Origin of the sequence: Paenibacillus sp. SZ31, from assembly GCF_012912005.1 — a bacterium.
Classification (GTDB): domain Bacteria; phylum Bacillota; class Bacilli; order Paenibacillales; family Paenibacillaceae; genus Paenibacillus.
In genome coordinates, this window is sequence record NZ_JABBEA010000001.1 from 976,984 (window position 1) to 1,001,677 (window position 24,694).

Below are 24,694 nucleotides of genomic sequence, written 5' to 3' on the forward strand. Positions count from 1 at the left end.
ATTAGCGGCTCTACTCTATGGTCAATCGCTTGCGTTAAATTACAACTTCTCGTCAGGCTTTAGCCCCACCTGTTCTTCGCTCCACGTCCAGAAACGCTCAGCTGAAGCATCATCAACGGCATGTTTCTTCAGCTGCTGCTCTTTCTGTTGATAGTAGTAACGCCCGGTGATGCCGACAACTTCAGGGCTTGTGGCCAGATAAACAGCCGTTCGCGCCCCTTCTTCAGGGGACAGAAAGAATGGAAGCTTGCCTACAAAAGCCATAATGCGTGTGCCAAATCCGGTATTGCGATCTACGCCAATACTCGTTCCTACCGCACCAGGGTGTAGACAGTTCACCTTCACAGACGTACCCGACATTTTGCGTGCCAATGCACGAGTGAACAGCACGTTAGCCAATTTGGATTGAGCATAGCTTTTGATCGGATTATAACCTTTGTGCAGATGTGGATCTTCGAAGTGGATTTTGCCGGCTTTGTAAGCCCCTGACGAAACGTTCACAACCCGTCCCTGCTTTGCAGCTTTTAGAGGTTCTATCAAAAGTAAGGTCAGCAGGAAATGACCCAGATGGTTAATACCGATACTCTGTTCGAACCCGTCTGAAGTTTCCTTCCGCTTGACCATAACCACCCCGGCATTATTAACCAGAACGTCCAGGCGATCATGGCGCTCACGGAATGTGTGGGCAAACTGGCGTATGCTTTCGAGTGCACCAAGATCACACAGCATCAATTCAATTGCAGAAGAGCCGGACTGACGCACAGCTTCCTGAAGTGCCTCCTGTCCGCGCTTCTCACTGCGGCATGCCATAATTACGCGATATCCTTGCCTTGCAAGTTCAATGGTAGTTGCCAAACCCATACCTGAGTTAGCTCCTGTTACAATTGCTGTCTGAATGGACATGAGGTAATTCCCTTCTGAACCTGAGGTTCCGAAATTAGAGGCGCTACAGCGTACAATATGAGATAATGATAGGATCACATCTCGGTTTCCATGGGAGGACAAGTATGCTGACCAAAGAAGATTTTAAAAAAGTTAAACGACAAGCCAAACTTGAAATCGCACTACTCGAACAGGAATATCAGGAGATCTTGCAGAAAGATGACTCTACGCTTTATGAAAAATACGGTATCTTGGACGACGAAGAAACACGTGAGCTCACCCGAAAACGCAAAAACCGAAGATATGCTTCACTGGTCATCGAACTATGCGCCATTACTGAACAAATGTTAAATCAATTGTATAGACAGGTATATCAGAAGAAGTTTAATTCGACCCAGCTGATGAAAACTCCTGCCTACCGTGCGCGTTCCAATATGGAGATCATCCAGGCCGAACTTAGTAAAGAATTCATTGCCCTTGAATCCGAAAAAGAACAATTCGCTGAGGCCCTTAGTCAGGTGTTTCAGACGAGAAACAAGCTCGTTCATGATAACTTCTCGTTTGTATCCATCGTTAAAGACGGCAGTAATGAAGAAGAAACGTTCGAAGCGCTACTCCATACGGTAAAAAAATATAGAAAACACTTGAAATATAATCGCCCTGAATAACAACAATCATCGCTAGAAAAGAAAAGGAGGTGTACCGGACTACGGTCCGGATAACCATGAGCCATCCAACAACTTCGATTACTGCACTACATCTTCATATTCCTACACCTTCAGGGAAAAACCCCATATTCCCCGTCATGCTTCATGACGAAGATGGCGTTACCCTGGTAGATACGGGCATGATTGGACAATTTGCAGAACTTCAATCCGCACTGGAACAAGAGGATGTACAGCTCTCGGACGTCAAACGTGTGATTATTACCCATCAGGACATCGATCATATCGGTAACTTGGGTGCTCTTCTGGATGAAATCCCTGATCTGGAAATCTGGGCACATGCCGATGAGATTCCATATCTAACAGGTGAGAAACCTTTGATCAAATTCACTCCAGAACGTCGCGCTTTGTTGTCTGCCCCCGTATTGGCACTGGCAGACCAACTACTCTTGCAGCTGCCGGAAGTGAACATCAGCAGAACGCTGGCGGACGGAGACCTGTTACCCCTTCAAGGCGGTACACAGGTCATTCATACACCCGGACATACCCCAGGTCATATCAGCCTGTATTTCGGAGAGCAACAGTTCCTGCTCGCTGCCGATGAACTTCGTGTGGTTGATGATGAACTGGTTGGCCCTGCGCCACCCGCGACACCGGACATGCCTGAAGCGCTGCGAAGCCTGAAGAAACTGACCAACCTTAAGCTCAATAAGGTTCTCTGTTATCACGGTGGAGAGTACACGAATGATCCCGCTCAGCGCATTGCCACACTTGCGAAGGAGAGCGCAGAGTAAGTAACGAACGCGGACTTGTGAGTGTTTTTGAAATGACACAAGCATCCTATTAACGCTGTTTCTACTAGTGCGGCACTGTGCGTTGTATCGCATTCAGCATTAGGATAACACATACAGTACAATCAAGGAGCTGTCCCATTTGTCATGAACTTGACGGGACAGCTCCTTTAATTAATTAACCATGTACTTCTACTACTGCACTGGTGTTGACCGTATGGTAGCTCCTATTGCGTACGGTATGCACGCAGTATCTTATATTGCATCACGACATGTGCACGCTATCTTTCCCCTTACTCCTGACTCAGCTCTCCGGAGTAAGCACTATCAGCTTGTCATCCCCATCTCGTGGTGATCCTCGTCCATCCCGATTGTTCGTAAGCACGTATAACTTTCCGTCCTCACCAGCACTCACATTACGAATCCGGCCCCACTCATCTTCGAAGATTGGTTCCACCTGTTTAACTTGTGTACCATCTTCCGACAGAGTAACCTTCAGCAACTGCTCTCCACGCAGATTCGCGGCAATCAGTGATCCGGCCCAAGGTCCTTCTTCAACAAAAGCTACACCAGACGGCGCCCATGTATCATTCCCACTATGTGCAAGCGGAGCCTGATATGCGCCATTGTCATCATCGTCTCCTTCTACCTCGGGCCAGCCATAGTTCTCACCAGCTACAATCCGATTAATCTCATCATGATTCCGCTGACCATGCTCGGTAGAATAGAGATAACCGTTGTCCGGATTCCAGGCCAGTCCCTGTGCGTTCCGGTGTCCCATACTGTATACAGGCGAATTCGGCCATGGGTTGTCTGCCGGGATCGATCCGTCGAGACCTATCCGCAATATTTTACCTCCAAGGCTATCTTCGTTCTGTGACAGTTCCGGTTCATAACGTTCACCTGTCGTGATATAGAGCAACTTGTCCGGGCCAATCTTGATCCGCCCACCGTTATGATTCGTTCCGCCTGGAATGTTACCAAGCAACTCTTGATCTATGACGGCTTTGCCATCATTCACCTTGAGGCGTAACACCCGATTGGCAATATCGTCGCCTTCCAGATAGGAGTGGTACGCATACAAGTAACCATTCTCCTCAAAGTCCGGATCTGCTGCAAGACCCAACAGGCCTCCTTCGCCTTCTTCATTAAACGGAGCTGAGAATTCAATCAGTGGTTCAGGGGCAAGTTTTCCATCCTCAATGATGCGAATTGCACCAGGGCGCTCCGTTACAAACATCCGACCATCAGGCACACTCACAATCTCCCATGGTGCATTCAATCCTTCAACTAGAACGGAAGCCTGATACGGAATAACCGCCTCTCCCTGCGCTCCACTCTCGTTTCCACTCGCACTGCCATTGCCTCCATTGGCTGTCTGTCCCTGACCTGTTCCCTGCCCCTGAGACGTCTGTTCTGTTCCTCCTGTAGAGGGATCACCTGAAGAGCATGACGCTGTCAACAGTGCCACACTTAATAATGAAGCATACAGTGGAACGGTTACTCGATTATTCATGATTACATCTCCCTTCGCATATCGTTTTTTTGTTCTCTATAGTTGTGGTGCTATTATTATTCTGTAAAGCGGTTTCGCCCTGTATTACCCTTCATACCAGCCACTCAAACGGCGAATTCAAGGGATTCGAAGGATATGAAATCACTGTAGTTTGGAATTCCTCCATAATCTTTTATAATAGAAGGATAGTATGAATGGAAAGGTGGACATATACACTCATGAATCAAAACCCTTTATCTCGTCTTGAAGCCGATCTGTCCGGGCAAGGATTGGACGCCATGCTGATCACAGATCCGAAACATATCTACTATTTAACTGGCTTTGCGAGCAATCCGCATGAACGTTTCCTTGGCCTAGTTCTCGCACGTGGCGAAGAACCCTTGTTGATCGTACCTGCGCTCGACGCTGAAGCTGCCGCAGCCGCTTCCTCGGTATCCAACATTGCCACTCACACGGATACGGATAATCCGTACGCTTTGTTCGAACGTTATCAGGGCCGTCTGGGCAGAGTAGGTCTCGAAAAAGAATACGTGACCGTCTCACGTTATGAGCAACTAACCGCTGCTCTGGGTGCTGCCAGCTTTGAAGATGTTGGCCCCTTACTTCGCACATTGCGTGTGAAAAAAACACCTGATGAAGTAACCCGCATTCGTCACGCCATTCATCTAATTGAAGAAACTTTGCGTCAAGGCCTCACTCACGTTCGCACAGGCGTAACCGAGATCGAGCTTGTCGCCGAGATGGAGTATCAGATGAAGAAACTGGGTGCAGATGGCCCTTCCTTTGATACCATGGTGCTCACGGGACCCAAAACTGGTCTGCCACACGGTACACCGGGTGAACGGAAACTGCAACATGGTGACCTGTTGATGTTCGACATGGGTGTCTATGCTGGAGGATATGCCTCGGATATCACACGCACATTCGCCTTTGGTGACATCTCACCTGAACTCAAAACCATCTATAACACCGTGCTCGCAGCGAACGAAGCTGCCATCCAAGTGGTCAAGCCAGGCATTACCTGCGCCGAAGTGGATCGTGCAGCACGCCAGGTCACGGAAGAAGCGGGATATGGCGAGCGCTTCATGCACAGAGTAGGCCACGGATTGGGTATCGACGTGCATGAGTATCCTTCCCTTCATGGAGAAAACATGGACATCCTGAATGAAGGTACCGTATTCACGATTGAACCAGGCATATATACCGCAGCAGGCGGCGTCCGTATCGAAGATGATGTAATTGTAACCGAGACGGGTGTCGAAGTTCTGACGACATATCCAAAAGAACTGCAAATCCTTACCGACTAATCCAATTGGAACTATGTCAAAAACAAAATCCCGCAAACCCATAATATCATGGGTCTCGGGATTTTAATTAATACGAAGCATATCCTACATTACTCCGTCTGCATTCTACGTGATCTTATTCCTGCTCACTCATTTACCATTAATCAAACTCATGCGTGATATCATGCCAGGATTCCAGCTGTGGCAGCTGTTGCTTCCCCCAGTAATCCAGAAACCATTGAATAATCACAGTCGTATCTGCTGTGCTGTAGCTGTAATGCCGGAAACCGTCCTCACCTTCCTGCAAACGAATCTCCGCCACCATTTGCCCTGGTTCCTCAAGCGCAGCAGCCTGCATATACATACTTCCCTCCACCAGCTCCGAAGGTTCAAGTACTACGTATTCCTGCAATTCCAGATTGGAGATCAACTCCACCAATAACGAGGCATTAATGCTATCATTCTCATAGGTTGTTCCATTGCTTTCCAGTTTATAACGCAGTGTAGAGTACATGTGCGATTCCCCTTTGTATGAAATCATCGTTGGCTAATGATACACGCTCATAACGACAGGTCGTTTATATTATAACTTTTTCATAAAAATGTAAAAAGGATTATTCTTGTTTCGGGGAAATGTGTTTTCTATAAAAAATCCCCTTGCAGAGTCCGAATTACAATTGACTGTGCAGAGGGGGATTTTAAGGGATACTCTTTGAATATGGTCTAGGCTTCATCCTTAAACTTAAAGCTACGTGCAGCATACAGAAACGGTGTTCCGACCGCAGTCAGTACGAATTTGATGACATACGTGGTCAGGAAGATTTCCAGCCAGATGTCCCAAGGGTAGATGAACGCAAACGCGATCGTGCAGAACACCAGTGTATCTACAAATGAGCTGATGATCGAACTACCATTCGTGCGTATCCACAACTGATTGCGTCCAGGCGCTACCTTACGTAGCCAGCTGAACAGTCGCACATCCAGGAACTGACTGATGAAATACGCGGTCAGACTTCCGAGTGCCAAACGTGGCAGCAGACCGAACAGCTTCGCCATGGATTCCTGTGCAAAGTCCGTCGGTGCCGGATCAAAGAACAACACCATCTGCATCAGAACCGTCGTCATGATCAACGTGAAGAATCCGAACCATACGGCCTTCCGCGCTTCACCCGATCCATACTTCTCATTGAGAAGGTCACTGGTCAGGTACATACTGACATACATCGTGTTGCCTAACGTCAGCACGATCCCCATGATATCTATCGTTTTGGTCACCTGAATGTTGGCTATAACCGTAGCCACACCAATCCAGGCATAGAGACCTTTTTTACCGAACAAGCGGTAACACAATAGGAAAAATCCATAAGTTACGAGAACGAATACCGCTCCCCACCCTAAATTAAACATAAATACATACACTGCCTTCCTAGTTTTGATTACGCGGGATGGTTACGAACCGCGGTTTGGCTCAGGGCCAAAACATGAATACTCTACCACATTTCTCGTCCCTTGAACAGCACTAAATAACCCCAAGCCTACCTACAGTGACTCCCAGTCCCTTTTATATAACTCCTTTGTCTCTCTCGACCATACTACGTTCTTCCTACCTCCATCTCTCTTACCACGTGTAACAAAAAGTAGACGACTTCGCACACCGAGCACAGGTATGGTGCGATTGCTACAAAAAAACCGCCTTCCGGATTTCTCCGAAGGACGGCTTTACTTGCTTGAACTGTAGATGGCTTTGGCTCTTATATGAGCCTCTACCTGATCCATTCTGTATTACACCTGAACAGCTGAATCCAGTTCACGGCTTTGATCATTGAAGGTGTCTTGATCATTTTCTTTCAAAATTTTGCTGGTTACAAGTCCAGAAGTCATGGACCCGTTCACGTTCAATGCTGTACGACCCATGTCGATCAGCGGTTCAACGGAAATCAGCAATCCTGCCAAGGCTACCGGCAGGTTCATGGTGGACAATACGATCAGGGAAGCGAAGGTTGCCCCGCCGCCGACTCCAGCTACACCAAACGAACTGATCATAACTACGAGGATCAAAGTCACAATGAAGTCCCAGCTCAGCGGATCGATTCCGACCGTTGGAGCAATCATCACCGCCAGCATGGCCGGATAGATCCCGGCGCAGCCGTTTTGCCCAATCGTAGCACCAAAGCTTGCAGACAGGTTCGCAATCCCGTCCGATACGCCCAATTTCTTCGTCTGTGTCTCTACATTCAGCGGAATGGCTGCCGCACTTGAACGGGACGTAAAGGCAAATACCAGTGTTGGCAGAACCTTTTTCAGATACGTCAGTGGGTTGAAGCCAGACAGCGCAATGATAATCAAGTGAATGATGAACATAACGAGCAACGCCACGTAGGATGCGACAACGAATTTGATCAACTTCAGAATTTCATCTGGATTCGTGGTCGCCGTTACCTTCGTAATCAGGGCCAAGATACCGTATGGCGTCAATCGAAGTACCAACGTTACAATCCGCATAACTACCGCATATACCGCATTAACCATGCCTCGGAATGTTTCCGCCTGCTGTGGTTTTTTGCGATCCAGTCCAAGTACAGCAACACCGATGAACGCGGAGAAAATAACAACCGCCAGCGTAGATGTACGACGTTCTCCAGTCATATCCGCAAATGGATTCGAAGGAATGAATTCCAGCACTTGCTGTGGAATCGTCTGATCCTGTACATCAACAAGACGTTCCTCCATGCGTTGTCCTTGTGCAAGTTCCCGATCTCCACCCTCGATCTCAATCGAAGTCAGGTTGAAGCCAAGACTCGTTACAATGCTGACTCCTGCGGCAATCGCCGTTGTGATCAACAGGATCGCAATAATGGAGACACTCATTTTACCGAGGTTTTGCTTGCCTTTCAGATTCATAATAGCCGAGATGATCGATACCATAATCAATGGAATCACGACCATTTGTAACAAACGAACATATCCTGAACCAACCAGATTGAACCAATCGACCGACTTCGTGATGACATCAGAGCCGGATGCATAGATCAATTGAAGAATTACACCGTATACAACCCCCATACCCAAACCCGCAAATACGCGTTTCGTAAAGGAAATATGTTTCTTCTGCATCCAGTAGAGCACACCCAAAAATGCCAGCATGATCACTACATTCAAAATGACTAGAAAAGTATCCATTACTATAAATCCTCCTCAACATGTGTAACCGGAACTTATCCGATTTTCTCTTCTATTTTTTATACGACCAACAAGACATTTTACAATATACCATATATCAAACTATTCTGGTAGGTATTAATTGATATTATGTAATATGCATGTAACAGATTAATCTATTTCTGAAAAAAATACACCAAATCGTGAAAATTGTTCTATTCAACCTCCGGTTAATTCTGTAATATAGGTATATCCGCTTATTCCCAAGTTTTCTCAACGTATAAATTAGGCCTTTCTTCATTGGTATATAGGTCTTATGATAACGGAAAAGCGACAATGTTAATGAACATGACGTGAAAGGATGATTCTATGTTTCGTAATCGCACCGTTGCCGGTAAAATTAGAGGCACTTTGTTCCTCGTCTTGCTGGTTGCTTCCCTGTTGTTCAGTATCAGTTTTTATGCCGTATCGATGAATATTATTCAAAGTTACGTGCTCCCGCAGTTCGATAAAGTCCTAAACACGTCCATTCAGGATATATACAAGAATACCTCTGCTTCAAAGATTCTACAGGTACAGAGTGGTGGAGCCGGTTCCGAAGGTGCTGCTATGACCGTAGAATCGTATCTGGCAGATAAAGCAAAAGAACACAATCTGGATGCCGCATACATTGTTGCCATTCAAGATGGATCAGCCAAAGTGGTGGTTGCCAACTCTTCCTCAGGCATGAAAGCCCAAGATGAAATTAATGTAGAACCCACAATGAATGCAGCGATCGAGAACAAACAAATGGTAATCAGCGAGGTCTACTCCGATTCCTTCGGTGTACATAAAGCAGCCTTTATGCCAATCGCAGGAAGTAATATGATTATGGCTGTAAGCATGGACGCCCAGTTCATTCAAGACAAGATTACTCAGGTCTTCTGGTTATGTCTTGGAATTACAGCATTAGTCTTCGTGCTCGGCTGGCTTATCTCAACTAGTATGATCAAAAGAGTAACCAAACCCATCATCAAGCTCGTTCAACATAGTAAACAAATATCCCAAGGCGATCTGACCGCTGAGCTAGAGATCAAAGGTAAAGATGAAATTGCCCAGCTTGCCGCAAGCTTCCAGACGATGACGCATAACCTGAAAGAAATGATTAGCCGTGCCTTGTCCACGTCCGATGAAGTTGTGTCAGGCTCCAATGACCTGCTTCAGCGGGTTGAATCGATGTCCGGTATGGTTCGTAACTCCAGCCGCTCTGCTGAAGATGCAGAAAAAGGCAGCATCAGTATTGCTTCCAGTGCATCCGAGAACGCCAGAGCCATGGAAGAAATTACGCAGGGTATCATGCATATCGCTTCTTCTTCTGCTGAAGTGTCTGAGCAAATTGGCGAAGCAGCGAATGAGGCGGTTAATGGTAACCGACTGGCTCAGAATGCCGTTGAGCAGATGGAACGTGTAGGACATACCGCAAGCGAATCGTTGCGGTATGTTGAGACCATGAATGAACGTTCGGTAGCCATCGGCACCATTGTTGCTTCCATTTTTGAAATTACCAAACAGATTAACATGCTGTCACTCAACGCCTCCATTGAAGCAGCACGTGCTGGAGAGCACGGACGCGGATTCGCTGTCGTTGCCGGAGAAGTTCGCAAACTTGCGGAGCAATCCAAGACAGCCACCGAGGAAATTTCGGATTATCTGGGTACCATTCGTGAAGACGCTGAACGCTCAGTTGACGCCATGAATCGCGTAACCAAAGAGATTGGTTCAGGTACAACTGTCGTTCAACAGGCAGGTTCAGCCTTCCAGCAACTGAATGAACTGATTCAGAACGTCAACCTGACCATCCAGACTGTCTCGGCTTCTACGCAACAAGTATCCGCTGGTGCAGAAGAAGTGAGTGCATCTGTTGAAGAAACGGCACAGATTACGTCCAAATCCCGTGAGAGCATGCTACAGATTGCTTCAACAGCAGATCTTCAGCTCAGCGAGATGGATTCACATTCGAATACGGTACGGCATCTGCATGAACAAGCTGTAGAACTGCAATCCGCTATGAAGAATTTCAAAATAAACTAACAGGTATACCATTAACCCATCATTCCCTGTTTTAAACCCCATTTAGTCATAGGATATGCAATACCCCCATGCCGCTAACATTCCGTTTCTAGAAAACGGGTTGTCGGACATGGGGGTATTTATGTATAACAACTTACTCCGGTGCCTGAACACCCATAATCTCGTACACACGCTTCATATCCAATGAGGACCGCAATGATTCGGCTACCCTATCGAACTCATTCTCTTTACGTTCATGTGCACTATATGTCTCCTGAAGTGGAGCTAGTCCCTTTCCTTCACGCAAACCATTAAGCCACGAACGTCGGAATTGATCACTTTCAAACAAACCATGCAGATAGGTTCCCCATACGCTGCCATCCACTGTGCCCCAGCCTTCATGGAATGCTTCACCACCTGGATGGGAGATTTCAAATAGTGCGGTTACACTTTCAGGTTCGTGGCACTCCGTAACACCCATATGAATCTCATATCCGTTAATAGGTAGTGGAGATGCTTCCACATCTGCTTCACCATACAGACGAATCGGATTCTGAAGTTGCACCCGTCCGGAAGCCCTCACCGTCTGCTTTTCCTGAAGAAATGTTGTCGATAGCGGGAGCCAACCGAGTCCCTTCGCTTCCTGGATCTGATTCGCCTCTACTGCAAACGGGTCCTTCAGATGTCTTCCAAGCATCTGGTATCCGCCACATATCCCTACGAGCTGAACGTTATCACGTTCGGTCTGGCTGGCAATCGCTTGCTCCAGTCCAGACTCACGCAGGAAAGCCAGATCACCTATCGTATCCTTCGTACCCGGTAGAAGAATGGCATCAGGACTTCCCAATTCCTCTGGCGAAGTCACGTAACGCACATTCACATCCGGTTCACGGGAAAGTGCATCGAAGTCTGTAAAGTTGGAAATTCGCGGATATCGGATCACCGCCAGATCCAACTCTGTCTTGCCGGATTTTCCATGACGCATAGAGTCCAGAACCACTGAATCCTCTGCTTCAATCTGAATATCTCTTATGTAAGGCAATACACCCAATACTGGAATGCCTGTCCGTTCTTCGAGCCAGTCTAGTCCGGGCTGCAACAGGGACAGATCGCCGCGAAACTTATTAATGATAAAACCTTTTACACGCTCGACCTCATGTGGCTCTAGCAGCTCCAGTGTACCGACAATGGAAGCAAATACGCCGCCCCGATCAATATCAGAGATCAGAATGACTGGAGCATCGGCCCAACCTGCCAGATTCATGTTGACGATATCCCGGTCTTTCAGATTAATCTCCGCAGGACTGCCTGCTCCTTCCATCAGCACCACATCATAGGTGTCCCGCAACCGGTTCAGCGCATCCATGACCGTCTGCTTCGCTTCAGGCAGGAACTTCTGCCGATAATCTGATGCGCTCATCTGGGCAAAAGGTACACCGTGTACCACGATCTGCGAATGCATATCGCGCACCGGCTTGATGAGGATCGGATTCATATCCGTCGTTGCTTCAATACCACAGGCTTCTGCCTGCGCGCCTTGGGCCCGGCCAATCTCCTTGCCGTCTTCCGTTACGTAGGAATTCAGTGCCATGTTCTGTGACTTGAACGGGGCTGGCTTGAAGCCATCCTGCTTGAATATACGGCACAGCGCCGTCGTAATCACGCTTTTCCCCACATCTGATGCCGTCCCTTGCAGCATGAGTACTGCCGCCGGTTGTTGTACAGGCGTATCTTCCATGCACCATCACCTCAGTCTCCTGTTAGTGTCTCACCTTACTCATTCCTTGCGTTTTTCACAGCCAAAAGAGTCCCTGAAGCACACTAAGCACGGTGAGTAAAGCCGCTTCCAGCAGCTCATTCATCGCTCCGTACGTATCTCCTGTAAGTCCGCCCAGCCTTTCACTGATGCGTGCAGCAACGAATTTACCAATGATGTAACACGCAAAAGGTACAACAATGACAGCCGTCACAGGATACAACCACCATGGCAATGTTCCCAGGCTACTCACCATGGCATCTGCGGTGCCTATATCCGGCCCAAATATCCATACAGCAACAAACGTAATTACACCCGCAAGAAGGGTCAACCCAACCGCAGAGCTGCGTGCTCGCTGAACTTCCTTACGCTCACCCAATCCCTTGAATAATACTGCAAGTCCATCATCTCCACGTGCATTCGGCCAGGCTGAGATGGCATACACCATGAACCAACGACTCCAGACCATGGGCAAGATCAACAGCGCACCATAGATCCAGTTGCCACGTGCGATAAAATCGGCGATCAGCGCTGCTTTCATCATCAGCAGTAGGACGCAGGCGATCACGCCCATAGCTCCTACACGGCTGTCCTTCATGATTTCCAACATCCGCTCACGTGTACGATAGCTGAGTAGTCCATCTGCCGTATCCATCCAGCCATCCAGATGAAGGCCGCCAGTGAGCCATACCCATATTGTTAAGGTTAATACGGCAGCGGGAAAGGCGGGAAGTACCGCACCCGTTAAGGCCCCTGCGAGCCAAACGCATATTCCAATTGTTGCACCCACCAGTGGATAAAACACGACACTTTCCCGCAGTAGCGACGGGACGAAGTCAATCTGCATTTTTACCGGAAATCGGGATAAAAATTGAAAAGCGGCCGCAGCCGCATGTTTACGTTGATGAGTAAGATCGGTCATAAACGATACTCCTTGCTTTTCAGCTCAATCGCAATACCTACAGTCACCAGGAACACTTCACGACATATGGCTGCAATCCGCTGATTCAATATGCCCGCCAGATCCCGATATTTTCTCCCAAGCGCATACTCCGGGACAATACCGTCCCCCACTTCATTTGTGACAAGCACGAGCAGCCCCGGGTAAGACTGGATTGCTTCCACCAGTGCATCCATATGATCTTGCAAAATCTGCTCATCTTCGTGCTCATGTGCAAGCAGAACATTGGTCAACCAGAGCGTCAGACAATCGACCAGAATCGTGGGTGCAGACGTACCCGTATGGTCTTCTCCCATACGTGTAATGAGTGCCGGTAATGCAAGTGGTTCCTCCAACGTATGCCATAGATAACCTGATGCCTCACGCTGATTCTGATGTAGACCTATACGATCGCGCATCTCGTCATCATATGCCTGAGCCGTAGCCACATACCAAGCCTCAGAGGAACGTTGCATACATAGGCGCTCGGCAAACGAACTTTTACCACTGCGCGCTCCACCCGTCACCAACACACTCATAGCGATACCTCTCCTTGAACCGTCGAAGCACCTGTAACATCAGAGTCTGCTACATCACCCTCGCTTGCGTCCACCTCGGCATCCGAAGCCTTGTTCGTTCCATTCGATACCCCTGCACTTGCAAAGGTCGCCATCTCATTCAAAAGAAGACAGGCTGCATCAATCAGATGAAGACTAAGCACACCTCCGGTTCCTTCGCCCAACCGCATATCCAGATCCAGCATCGGTTTCAGATCAAGCTCACGAAGCAGAGCTGCATGTCCACTTTCATGTGAAGTATGAGAAGCAATCATATAAGCCGTGCTCACGGGAGCAAGCTTTCTTGCAATCAATGCGGCAGCAGTGGAGATGAATCCATCCACAACAACAGGACATCCGTTCGCAGCTGCAGCAAGAATGACACCCGTCAGTCCGGCAATCTCCAGTCCACCCACTTTACAAAGTACGTCCAGTGCATCTTCCCTATTTGGGGAATTCACGCTCAGTGCCTGGCTAACCACCGCGGCTTTACGCTGTAAACCCGCATCATCAATACCCGTTCCTCGCCCAACCGCTGAAGCTGGGGCGATCCCGGTTAATGCACACATCACCGCTGCACTCGCGGTTGTATTGCCAATCCCCATTTCTCCAGTAACGAACAACTGCGTTCCCTTTGTCACCTCTGCCGATACCACGTCGACTCCTGCAAGAATAGCCTGAATCGCTTCATCACGAGTCATTGCGGCACCCTTAGCCATGTTGGCCGTACCTTTACGAACTTTGCGGGAAAGCAGGTCAGGATGTTCCAGATCGGCATTAACCCCGATATCCACACAGATTACATCGGCTCCGGCGTGGCGGGCAAGCACATTGACAGCAGCCCCTCCAGCCAGGAAATTAAGGACCATCTGCGGCGTTACCTCGGCTGGGAAAGCACTGATACCTTCCGCCACCACGCCGTGATCTGCGGCCATGACAATGACGGCTCTGCGATCCAAATGTGGACGAGCCTTGCCAGTGATTCCTGCAAGACGAATAACCAGCTGTTCCAGCTTCCCCAGACTGCCGGGTGGTTTCGTCAATGAATCCACATGTGCGGAAGCCTCCGCCGCAACTTCTTCATTAGGACCCACGATCCGACCCAGTAACTGTTCCAACACCTGTTCATTATTCATACAACCAGCACTTCCTTTTTCAAAATAGGGGTTGCCCCGCTTCATTCATTCCTTCTCCCGCCGCAGCAAGAGCTGAGGTATTCCATTGTCAGGATGAATCACCATCGCAGGTTTCACGCGAAAGATGTCCTGAATATTGTTCTCGGTCATCAAGGTATGGGGCGTTCCATTCCCCACCACTTTGCCTTCTCGCAGCGCCAGAATGTGATCGCAGAACTGCGCAGCCAGATTCAGATCATGCAGCACAGCCACAATCGTAATTCGATTCTTTTGCCGCCATGTCGATAATAACTCCATAAATTGCAATTGATATTTGATATCCAGAAACGTAGTGGGTTCATCCAGCAATAATAACCGTGGTTCCTGTGCCATGACCTTGGCGAGTGCCACCCGCTGACGCTGTCCTCCACTAAGTGCATCCAAAGGCCTTTCAGCCATATCGGTCAATCCCAATTCTTCCAGTACCCGGTCAACCACAGCCGCTCCATCTGCTGATTCTCGCCCAAGCCAATTCTGGTATGGATAACGCCCCATCTCCACGACATCCCTTACTGGATAGGAAATTGCAGGCAGACCATCCTGTTGTAACACGGCAATCATGCGTGACAGATCTTTCCGACTGTATGAGACAATATCCCGGCCATCAATACGTATGCTGCCCGCGCTTGACTGCTCCGTTCCAGCAAGGAGCTGGAGCAGGGTAGACTTACCACTGCCATTTGGACCAACGACACCCCACCAGTCCCCCTCCGTTACCTGCCAGTCCACCGCGTCCAAGGCTTGATGACTGCCATACATTTTACCTGCCCCGGTAACTGCGATTAGCGGTTCGCCCAAATCCCCACTCATGGCATCATCCCCTTCCGCAGTTTTTTGTTCCGTTGTAACAGGTAAGCGAAGAATGGTGCACCTACAAAGGCCGTCACCACACCAAGCGGAATTTCAGTCGGCGCCAGTAAGGATCGGGCAATGGTGTCTGCCCATACCATGAAGATGGCCCCACCAATGGCGGATAAAGGCACCAGCAATCGATAGTCAGGCCCCACAAGCAGCCGAAGCATATGCGGAATCACCAATCCAACGAAGCCAATAACACCGGATACAGAGACTGCTCCTGCGGTAAGAAGTGTTCCCACAGCAAGCACGGACAACTTCAACCGATCAACGCCAACCCCGATATGCGCAGCTTGACGTTCTCCCAGCGCAAGAACATTCAAGGAACGTGCACGGCTCCAGAGAAAGATTAGACCTAACAGAAAATACGGGAAAAGGATGGCCGTATACGACCACCCACGCAGAGCCAGACTTCCCATCGTCCAGTATATAATTTCATTAATGGTCTGTTTCGACATGGTCGACAGGAAGGAAACCACCGCTCCCAAGAAACTTTGCATCACGACACCAGCCAGAATCAGACTGTGTGTTGGTATTTTGCGCCCTTCACGAGCCAGGGACATGACGAACCATAATGTGAGTACACCCGTCAAAAAAGCTACCAGCGGCAACGTCCAGATACCAATCAGTGCATACTGCAATCCGAAGAAAATCAAGAAGGCTGCACCCACTGAAGCACCGGATGATACGCCCAGCGTGAACGGGTCTGCCAGCGGGTTCCGCAGAACCCCCTGGAATCCCGCACCGGCAATCGCCAGCGATGCTCCCACGAGTACAGCAAGCAGTACACGCGGGAATCTGACCTTCCATATAATCTGTTCGGCTGCTGCACTCCAGTCCGGCGTGATCCAGTCTCCGATCCATGGCAAGTGATGAAGCAGGATACCCGCAATGTCACGAATAGGCAAGGAAACCGAACCGATGCCCGTGCAGATGAGCACGGTTAACACAAGCAGTACAATCCCTGCTGATGCGTACACGGCCAGTTTTTTACTCATTGGAACAGGTCAGGATAGATCGCTTTGGCTACTTCTTTCAGACCTTCAGTTACTCGTGGTCCTGGACGGCTGAGCAGATTCGCATCGAGGCCAATGACTGCATCGTTCTTCACAGCCGTGATTTGATCCCAGCCACTGCGAGCTTTAATGATCTGATCCAGTGTTTTGGAGTTTTCATCAATGACATCATTTGCATACAGAATCACATCCGGGTTGGAGGCAATTACGTTCTCTTCATTAATTTCATACCAGCCCTCTTTGTCCGAAGCAATATTGCTACCACCGGCTACAGTAATGAGTTCATCCATAAATTCGCCTTTACCCACAGTCCAGCCTGGGGAGAATTCAACGTATACATTTTTCTTCTCTTCCGGTTTAACTGCCTTCACCGCTTCAGCTACAACAGTCACATCCTGTTTCATCTGTGTGATGATCTCCTGAGCTTTTTCTTGATGATCCGTGATTTTACCGAAAGTTTCGATATTGTTCATTACATCATCGATCGATTTTGGATCGGTTTTAAAAATGGTGATACCCAGATCACGCAGCTTCTTCACTGCATCTTCGCTCATCGAAATACCTGTAAATACGATATCGGCTTCAGCGGCAATGATGGACTCTTCGTTCGGCTTGGACACGCCGCCCATTTTCGCTTTGGTTGTTGCAGCTTCAGGATAATCATCATAGTCGGATACCCCTACAATCTGCTCGTCCAATCCAAGCGCGAATAGCGTTTCGGTCTCAGCTGGAGACACGGATACGATTTTGGCTGGTGCCTTTTCAAATGTGAACGATTCACCCGTTGCATCGGTAATTGTAAGTGGATATTGTGTTTTGAGATCCGTCTGCGCCTGGCCTTGGGACTGCTCCTGTGCCGGTTGCTGTGAAGTACCTGTGCCCTCGTTCGTTGTTGCATTACCGCATCCGGCCAAAGCCAGTGCCAGTGCCGCTGCACTCAGCAGGGACGCTACGTTTTTCCAATTCTTGAAATTCATTCTGTTATTCTCCCCTTCTCTATTTGTACTATTTTCTTGCATCGTGCTCGAGCTTTAGTACCCTTGCCTTGGTGTTCCTGTATAAGTTAAACCCATCCATTTTACACAAGTCCACTCCGATTGCAGTACCATCTTCCGATCGGTTCTGCACTCTTCGTTAATGTGTAAATGTCTGGTTCATCTTATATGAACAATAAAAAATCCCTAATCCTTACATCAGGATCAGGGATGACGTCTCGCATATGGCGATCTGTACGTGTTCAACATATTGTTGTGCACGCACATAGAACTGCCCGAAACGCTGTCCTTTCCTCGAAGGAACACCGGTTTGAACGTCCAGGGCAGGTAACCTGACTTACAGGAATTGTTCCTGATTTACAGTGGCGGGACCGTGCCGGACTTGCACCGGCTTCCCTATTTCACCCGTATGCCATCCATGACTGGATATAGCCATGAACCATTACTGCATGCACGCGGGACCCTTGGTCGCTGATATGGATTAACCATTCAAGTGAGCAATCTGCATTCGTATGCAGGCATTATTGCCTGTCACACGAAACTACAGTGCTGTCACACTTCTGTTGTGATTATAGGTTATATTGCACATCCTTACAACCCGATTGCCGGAAAAGTCACCCTCTCGCCAGCCCACTGATCTCCATGTTGTTCCAGCCGCACTTGTATCGCTTGCCCCGGAATCACCTGCGTATCCCAGAATCCCAGATCGGCAATGAGTCGGGATAAAGCATACCGAATCACACCGCCGTGGGTGACTACAATAATGGTGGGCACGCCTGACTCAGGAGAGAACATGGACGAACCATCCGACCATATGTACTCTTGCAGAAATGAATCGATCCGCGCAGTGAACGCTTGCCATGACTCCCCCTCAGGCGGGGTGATATCCTGCGGAGCATCGATCCAGTCCCGGTACTGTTGGTTGTCCTTGAGCTGAACGTACGTCATCCCCTCCCATTGACCAAAATCAACCTCTCGCAGACGTGGGTCCAGCTTCACATGCCCTAATAAATGGGGCCCGGTCATTGCCAGCGTCTGCTGACAACGGAGCAGATTACTGCAATATACCGCATCCCACGAGACGTTGCTTAATTGCTCGCGTAGCGAATCCAGTTCTCTTTCTGTATCAGGCAGCAAAGCGATATCGGTATGCCCCAGATATTTTTTTTCCACATTCCACGCCGTTGTGCCATGACGTATAAACAGAATGTTTTTTCGTTGCTGTGATCCATTCTGCCCTTTAGTTACTTCCATAACAACGTACCTCCAGCGAGCCATATCCCAAGCGTTACCAATGTACACAGGATTACAAAAGAACCCGCCGACCAGAACATGAGACGTGTCGTTCGCACAATATCCTCTGCTGCCATCGGACGTGTTGCCTCACCCATATAGGCACGAAAAGAAGCTACGCCATGGTACACATTATGTCCACCAAGTCTGATCCCCAGTGCTCCGGCCACCGCCGATTCGGGAAAACCACTATTCGGACTTGGATGCAATCTGGCATCCCGGGTCACCATACGTGCTGCGCCTTTGGCATCCAGTCTCATGACCCATGCGCCCACGATTAGCAGGATGGCGGTAAGCCGTGCGGTAAGCCAGTTTGCCCAATCGTCCAGACGGGCGGAAGCCCAGCCGAGATGCAAGTACTTCTCATTTTTATAACCAACCATGGAATCCAATGTATTCACGGCACGATAGGCCATCGCAAGTGGCGCGCCACCAATTAACGCATAGAACAAAGGGGACACGATGGCATCCACAATATTCTCCGCTACCGTCTCCACCGTTCCTCGCACAACCTCCGGTTCATCCAGATGAGCTGTGTCACGTCCAACAATCATGCCAAGTGAACGTCTTGCAGCAGGCCAATCCTTCTGAATCAGATGGTGATACACCTCCATCCCTGCATCCTTTAACCCTTTGGAAGCAATGGTAGTCGCAATAAGCACAATTTCAGCCACTACCGCTACGACGGGATGAATGAGACCCATCACATATACGAATGCCCAAGTAATTACAAACGCCCCACCCGCAATTAGAAACGGAAATAATAGACCGGCTCTCTTCAGCCCGGAATCCGTGCTCACACGGGAACGAATACTACGCTCTAGCGCAGAGATGGCCTTCCCCATGCCGATCACCGGATGAGGAATCCAGCGTGGATCACCGATGCATCGATCAAGTATGTAAGCCCCTATCATAATCCAGGCACCCGCCATTCCCGTCCAAAACGGCCAGGAGGCCAGTTGCCCTATCTGAAATGTCATTTCACCCTGTTCCTCTCTTTCCACTGCTGTCCTGCTTGCAGGCTTTCCGTGATCGTGTCATACACCAACCTGCCGATGGCTGCACCAATAACCGTAGCTGTTCCCGCATAAGCAATTAGCGGTTTGTGCTCATGCACCTGACTGACTGCAAGTACAATAGCATCCGTTGTCGTCCCTGTGGCCAGCAGCCCGTTCTCCGAGTCCACAACACCGAAATCAGCCAGCGCCGCCGCTTTGGCTTCCACCGCAGTCTGGATCGCATTCACCATTGCACCAGATGTCATGCGTCCGTTCAACCATAACAGGACGTTAATCGTGCCTGGGACGTAAGGCTTCATGATTTGAGATTGGGTTGTGGATTTTAAAGGTCTTACAGCAACAGTCTCGTTTCCCTCCGTATCAAATACGGTTCTTACGGAACCTGCCCGCGCAGCATTGGACACCCCGGCTGTTGTACAACACAGAATTCCGAATTCTTCACTTGTATATTCCTGAATGGAGGTATGCTCCAGTCGAACCGCAGTCAGCAATCCCGCACATTGATCAGGCTGCTCCTTCCATTCATTCAGAGAACGTTCGATATCACGAGGAGGATCATCACAGCGATAATGCCGATCCACATAGATGTTAAATATCCGATTCAGTTCAAGCATCCCGCCACCATATACCGCACTGGAAAGTGCATTTGCAACAGAAGGACTTGCAGCTCTGATATGTTGATCGTGTGCAGTAATCTTCAGCCCGGGCCACGAAGAGGAACGGTATTCGTTCTCGCCTGCCTGTGCATTCTTGTAGTAATTATAAAACGGCAGTGTCATCGCACGTTCCCCCTGCTCCGATCATGTGTCTATTGAGATGTGGCTGCCCCATTACACTTCCTAACACTTCGAGTAAGCGCTCATTGGCTTCTGCGTCCTTAACTGCCAAGCGTACATGTCGTTCACCAAGTCTTGGATACATGGCACAGCTACGGATCAGAATGCCACGCTTGCCCAGCGCTGCCTGCATGGATGCCGCAGTCCAAGGTTCTGGCAGTCGCACCAAAATAAAATTCGCTTCCCCCGGTGTTACCACACAACCATACGACTCCAAGCCTTCCGTTAAACGTGCACGTTCCCGTGCGATCTGTGCCAGTGTGTCCTGTTCGAACCTTTCTCCGCTGCGCAGACAGGCTTCACCTGCAATCAATGCTAATCCATTCACACTCCAGGTTACCTGTTTCTTCGTCATCGCACGAATCCATTCCGGACGTCCCAACGCATATCCCAGACGCAGACCCGGAATAGCGTAAAACTTCGTCATTGATCGAATAATGATCACCTGTGGATATTCGTCCAGTCTGGGTGCAAGAGATTGTCGTCTTAATTCAGGAATGAAATCCATAAATGCCTCATCGATGACCAGGACAGTACCTGTTTTCTCTGCTTTGCGAGCCAGACGATGCAATACCTCCACCGAATACTGTACGCCATTTGGATTGTTGGGCTGACCGAGAAACAGCAGGTCTACCTGTTCTAACAGTTGTTCAATGTCCTCAGGTTCAGCACGCCACTCCAGCTCCTCTCGTCCCTCCACATGCTGGACTTCCGCACCGAATTGTCGCGCTAAAGAACGATATTCTGAAAATCCTGGTTCCACTGTGCCGACCTTCTGCGGAGCAAGTCCGAGCAAGATCAACGCCATGCTCTCAGCAGCGCCATTGCCTACCGAAATATGGTCCTGTGGCACACCCAAATGTTCACTGAGTAATGATTTGAACCCTCGATGACCCGGATCAGGATAGCGAAGAACCGACTGCAATCCTCGCTCCAAAGCCTCCAACACTTCCTTTGGCGGGCCCAACGGATTGATGTTTGCGCTATAATCGAGGAAATCCGCAGCGTTCCCTCCAAAACGGGATGCGGCCGTCTCCACGTCACCGCCATGTCCGAAAACTTCAATATAATCGGTCATTCTTCCGTCACCCTTTCTACATGTCCTTTTTATTATGGATGGCGTGGGAGGTACGGGTCAATCCCGTTTTGGGTGTGTTCCTTCCAATCCCGGCAAACTTGTCCTAATTCCTTTGTGTCCCATCCACAATTCGTTTACAATAGAGAAGGAATTTCAGTTCTCACAGCATCACTACATAAGGGATCTCAAAATCCCTCACATATATTAATGGAGGAATGACCATGCTGTTTGTTGATAACCAGGGCATTACAGATCCGTCTGTAAACCTCGCGATTGAGGAGTATATTCTGAAGCATCTGCCGATGGAGGATGACAGCTACCTGCTGTTCTACATCAATCGCCCGTCCATTATTATCGGAAAACACCAGAATACCATTGAAGAGATTAATATCGAATACGTGCAGGATAACGGTGTGCAGGTTGTCCGTCGTCTCTCGGGAGGCGGAGCAGTTTATCACGACCTCGGCAACCTAAATTTCAGTTTTATTACAGCCGATGACGGTCAATCCTTCCACAACTTCCGCAAATTCACCCAGCCTGTGGTTGAAGCCTTGCAGGAACTTGGAGTCAATGCAGAACTGACCGGCCGTAACGATCTTCAAGTGGGAGAAAAGAAAATTTCAGGTAATGCCCAATTCTCCACACGCGGACGTATGTTCAGTCACGGGACATTGATGTTTAATCTGAATCTGGATCATGTTCAGGCATCCCTGAACGTGAATCCCGAGAAATTCAAATCCAAGAGTACCAAATCCGTCCGCAGCCGGGTGGCCAACATTCGTGACCTGATCGACAGTAACCTAACGATTGAACAGTTCCGCGATGAGCTGTTGCGTCACATTTTCCGGATGGAGCCGCAAGACGTCCCGCAATATACACTCACAGAGAAAGACTGGGACAAGATCAAGGAAATCTCTGCCGAGCGTTATAGCAACTGGGACTGGAACTATGGTCTGTCTCCAGAAAGCAATGTGAAGCATACCCGCAAATTCCCTGTCGGCATTATTGACCTGCGCATGAACATCAAGGATGGACGAATTGAAGATATCAAAATCTTCGGCGACTTCTTCGGCGTAGGCGATGTGGCGGATATCGAAGATATGCTGCGCGGCAAGCGTTATGAGGAATCCGAGGTGCGGACTGCACTTGAGGGCCTGGATGTAAAACACTACTTCGGCAACCTTGAGCTGGAAGACTTTATCGGCCTTGTTTTTCTGGAGGAATAGGATTAAAGGTAATTATAGTTTTAGAACGAAGTCTAAGATTACACGTTAACGGAGAAGACAGAATTCATTTGGAGAAGCGAAGCGTTCGCCTAAAGCTTTTTGAAAAAAAGCTACATCGGAAGCATATGCTTATCAACGGATTTCCCCTTAGGGGAATAGAATCAAAAAAATCCGGGGATAACAGCGATCGAAAGATGAATCTGTATTCGGAGTGGCCTCGTGTAAAACTTATTTTTTCGTTCGTTAGTATAGATACAGATAAAAAAGGAGAGAAACTCAGATGACCTACAAATTAATCGCAATCGATATTGATGACACCCTGATCAACGATAACAAGGAAGTAACCCCTGCCACGCAAACTGCGCTGGAACAAGCGGTTGCCCATGGTGTAACTGTAACGCTGGCGACTGGCCGTGCTTATGCTTCCGCACAAGCGCTTGCTCGTCAGACCGGACTTAACGTGCCGATCATTACGTATCAAGGCGCATTGGTGAAGAACTTGCTGGACGAAAAAGTACTCTACGAGCGCTACGTTCCACAGGAGGCTTCCCGCAAACTGTACGATTATTGCCTGGAAAATAATCTTCACCTTCAAACGTACATTGATGACAAGCTGTATGCTCGTGAAGAAAACGAGAAACTGCGTGATTATGCCAAATTGAACGGCACACAATATTACATCGAATCTGATTTCATCAAAGTAATTGAACAAAAAACACCGAAACTGCTGATCATCGATGAGCCGGATTACTTGGATAAGGTTGCCGTTGACCTGCGTGAGTTGCTTGGACCACAAGTGCATATCACGAAGTCCAAACCTTACTTCCTCGAGATCATGCACAATGAGGGAACTAAAGGCCATGCTCTTACATTCCTCGCAGACCACTTTGGTCACCAATTGAGCGAGTGCATTGCCATTGGCGACTCTTGGAATGACCATGAGATGTTGGAAGTTGCAGGACTTGGTGTAGCGATGGGCAATGCAATCCCTGCTCTTAAAGAGCTGGCTGATTACATTACGGCAAGCAATAACGAAGATGGCGTAAAAGAGGTTATCGAGAAGTTTGTACTGAACGCAGAGTAAGAATTTCAGAGAAGCGTATTTTGCATCAAAGTGTGTTTTGATTAAAACACAAAATAAACAGCCCTACACAGCGATAACTCGCTTGTGTAGGGCTTTTATCATAAGTATCAGTATGTATCAATTTTCTAAAAACTCATTTTTTATTGGCTATTTTCTCTAGTGCTCTAACGGCACGCTCTCGTTGTTCACTACTCACAGTCGGGTAATGAATTGCAACTCTTCAACACCGCTAAAAAACCTCAGGGCAACCCAATCAAACTGTTCACGATACTTTGAACAGCCTGATTCCTCCAGAAAAAATATAAGGAAAATGTTAAAAACAAAAATACTGCGGAGCTCAATTTAAGATGTTTGAATACAAAGTGATCAAATTATCTACTTGTCTTCCAGAACATTTCATAGGAATGAACTTCGTTTTGGAAGCTATTAAAAAGATCATTGGACCTATGTCAAAAAAGTAGACACTACGCTGCGGATTTGTCCGTAAATTTCATCGCAAAACGAGCAGGGGAAAGA

Annotated in this window: 22 protein-coding genes and 1 riboswitch; of the genes, 6 read left to right on the top strand and 16 right to left on the bottom strand. The window is 48.5% G+C overall.

All coding sequences use genetic code 11. The features are described 5' to 3' along the window. Positions 1-39: 39 nt before the first annotated feature. On the bottom strand, positions 40-903 hold the full coding sequence (locus HF638_RS04615) for an SDR family oxidoreductase (RefSeq protein WP_169479084.1): 864 nt from the start codon (positions 901-903) through the stop codon (positions 40-42). Between the two features lie 104 nt (positions 904-1,007). On the opposite strand from HF638_RS04615, the gene HF638_RS04620 reads away from it, so the two are divergent. Continuing rightward, entirely contained in the window at positions 1,008-1,550 is a 543-nt protein-coding gene (locus HF638_RS04620) for a hypothetical protein (protein WP_169479085.1), read from the top strand. Positions 1,551-1,606: 56 nt separating this feature from the next. After that, a complete protein-coding gene (locus HF638_RS04625) occupies positions 1,607-2,341 on the top strand; it encodes an MBL fold metallo-hydrolase (protein WP_169479086.1) in 735 nt (244 codons plus the stop codon). 301 nt (positions 2,342-2,642) lie between these two features. Here HF638_RS04625 and HF638_RS04630 read toward each other — a convergent pair whose 3' ends face one another. Beyond that, the gene (locus tag HF638_RS04630) at positions 2,643-3,854 is read right to left on the bottom strand and encodes a PQQ-dependent sugar dehydrogenase (protein ID WP_169479087.1); all 1,212 of its coding nucleotides are present in this window, start codon (positions 3,852-3,854) and stop codon (positions 2,643-2,645) included. Positions 3,855-4,072: 218 nt separating this feature from the next. Between HF638_RS04630 and HF638_RS04635 the strand changes: the two genes are divergently transcribed. Beyond that, complete coding sequence (locus HF638_RS04635) at positions 4,073-5,161, top strand: M24 family metallopeptidase (protein ID WP_169479088.1); 1,089 nt, start codon at positions 4,073-4,075, stop codon at positions 5,159-5,161. A gap of 139 nt (positions 5,162-5,300) precedes the next feature. Here HF638_RS04635 and HF638_RS04640 read toward each other — a convergent pair whose 3' ends face one another. The 3 genes from HF638_RS04640 to HF638_RS04650 all read right to left on the bottom strand — a co-directional run bounded on the left by HF638_RS04640 (position 5,301) and on the right by HF638_RS04650 (position 8,320). After that, positions 5,301-5,654 (bottom strand): hypothetical protein, encoded by a 354-nt coding sequence (locus HF638_RS04640; protein WP_169479089.1) that lies wholly within the window; start codon positions 5,652-5,654, stop codon positions 5,301-5,303. A gap of 209 nt (positions 5,655-5,863) precedes the next feature. Beyond that, the gene (locus HF638_RS04645) at positions 5,864-6,547 is read right to left on the bottom strand and encodes a queuosine precursor transporter (protein WP_169479090.1); all 684 of its coding nucleotides are present in this window, start codon (positions 6,545-6,547) and stop codon (positions 5,864-5,866) included. A gap of 375 nt (positions 6,548-6,922) precedes the next feature. Next, positions 6,923-8,320 carry an L-cystine transporter gene (locus HF638_RS04650; protein ID WP_169479091.1) on the bottom strand — a complete coding sequence of 466 codons (1,398 nt, stop codon included), beginning with the start codon at positions 8,318-8,320 and terminating at the stop codon, positions 6,923-6,925. A 348-nt stretch (positions 8,321-8,668) separates the two neighbouring features. Here HF638_RS04650 and HF638_RS04655 point away from each other — a divergent pair, with 348 nt between their 5' ends. Then, positions 8,669-10,369, top strand: a complete 1,701-nt coding sequence (locus HF638_RS04655; protein ID WP_169479092.1) for a methyl-accepting chemotaxis protein — start codon at positions 8,669-8,671, stop codon at positions 10,367-10,369. 133 nt (positions 10,370-10,502) lie between these two features. On the opposite strand, the gene HF638_RS04660 is transcribed toward HF638_RS04655, so the two are convergent. From HF638_RS04660 to cobD, 11 genes are all read right to left on the bottom strand, one after another. Beyond that, positions 10,503-12,086: a cobyric acid synthase gene (locus tag HF638_RS04660; protein WP_169479093.1), complete on the bottom strand. Its 1,584-nt coding sequence runs from the start codon at positions 12,084-12,086 to the stop codon at positions 10,503-10,505. Positions 12,087-12,141: 55 nt separating this feature from the next. Continuing rightward, positions 12,142-13,026 (bottom strand): adenosylcobinamide-GDP ribazoletransferase, encoded by an 885-nt coding sequence (gene cobS / locus HF638_RS04665; protein ID WP_169479094.1) that lies wholly within the window; start codon positions 13,024-13,026, stop codon positions 12,142-12,144. Further along, positions 13,023-13,583, bottom strand: coding sequence for a bifunctional adenosylcobinamide kinase/adenosylcobinamide-phosphate guanylyltransferase (gene cobU / locus HF638_RS04670; protein WP_169479095.1), 561 nt, complete (start codon positions 13,581-13,583; stop codon positions 13,023-13,025). The genes cobS and cobU overlap by 4 nt, the downstream gene beginning before the upstream one ends. Continuing rightward, positions 13,580-14,737, bottom strand: a complete 1,158-nt coding sequence (gene cobT / locus HF638_RS04675; protein ID WP_169479158.1) for a nicotinate-nucleotide--dimethylbenzimidazole phosphoribosyltransferase — start codon at positions 14,735-14,737, stop codon at positions 13,580-13,582. The genes cobU and cobT overlap by 4 nt, the downstream gene beginning before the upstream one ends. Before the next feature lie 45 nt (positions 14,738-14,782). After that, positions 14,783-15,586, bottom strand: coding sequence for an ABC transporter ATP-binding protein (locus tag HF638_RS04680; protein WP_169479096.1), 804 nt, complete (start codon positions 15,584-15,586; stop codon positions 14,783-14,785). Beyond that, positions 15,583-16,629: a FecCD family ABC transporter permease gene (locus tag HF638_RS04685; RefSeq protein WP_169479097.1), complete on the bottom strand. Its 1,047-nt coding sequence runs from the start codon at positions 16,627-16,629 to the stop codon at positions 15,583-15,585. Before HF638_RS04685 ends, HF638_RS04680 begins: the two co-directional genes overlap by 4 nt. Further along, positions 16,626-17,624: an ABC transporter substrate-binding protein gene (locus HF638_RS04690; protein WP_169479098.1), complete on the bottom strand. Its 999-nt coding sequence runs from the start codon at positions 17,622-17,624 to the stop codon at positions 16,626-16,628. Before HF638_RS04690 ends, HF638_RS04685 begins: the two co-directional genes overlap by 4 nt. 323 nt (positions 17,625-17,947) lie before the next feature. Then, positions 17,948-18,094, bottom strand: a riboswitch (cobalamin riboswitch). 139 nt (positions 18,095-18,233) lie between these two features. Next, positions 18,234-18,896 carry a histidine phosphatase family protein gene (locus tag HF638_RS04695; RefSeq protein WP_169479099.1) on the bottom strand — a complete coding sequence of 221 codons (663 nt, stop codon included), beginning with the start codon at positions 18,894-18,896 and terminating at the stop codon, positions 18,234-18,236. After that, on the bottom strand, positions 18,887-19,867 hold the full coding sequence (cbiB, locus tag HF638_RS04700) for an adenosylcobinamide-phosphate synthase CbiB (RefSeq protein WP_169479159.1): 981 nt from the start codon (positions 19,865-19,867) through the stop codon (positions 18,887-18,889). The genes HF638_RS04695 and cbiB overlap by 10 nt, the downstream gene beginning before the upstream one ends. A 44-nt stretch (positions 19,868-19,911) precedes the next feature. Continuing rightward, positions 19,912-20,733 carry an adenosylcobinamide amidohydrolase gene (locus HF638_RS04705; RefSeq protein ID WP_169479100.1) on the bottom strand — a complete coding sequence of 274 codons (822 nt, stop codon included), beginning with the start codon at positions 20,731-20,733 and terminating at the stop codon, positions 19,912-19,914. Beyond that, positions 20,714-21,868 (bottom strand): threonine-phosphate decarboxylase CobD, encoded by a 1,155-nt coding sequence (gene cobD / locus HF638_RS04710; RefSeq protein ID WP_169479101.1) that lies wholly within the window; start codon positions 21,866-21,868, stop codon positions 20,714-20,716. Before cobD ends, HF638_RS04705 begins: the two co-directional genes overlap by 20 nt. Positions 21,869-22,089: 221 nt before the next feature. Here cobD and lplA point away from each other — a divergent pair, with 221 nt between their 5' ends. Together lplA and HF638_RS04720 are read left to right on the top strand one after the other, a co-directional pair. Further along, the gene (gene lplA / locus HF638_RS04715) at positions 22,090-23,094 is read left to right on the top strand and encodes a lipoate--protein ligase (protein WP_062833160.1); all 1,005 of its coding nucleotides are present in this window, start codon (positions 22,090-22,092) and stop codon (positions 23,092-23,094) included. Between the two features lie 280 nt (positions 23,095-23,374). Further along, positions 23,375-24,178: a Cof-type HAD-IIB family hydrolase gene (locus HF638_RS04720; protein ID WP_169479102.1), complete on the top strand. Its 804-nt coding sequence runs from the start codon at positions 23,375-23,377 to the stop codon at positions 24,176-24,178. Positions 24,179-24,694 lie beyond the last annotated feature (516 nt).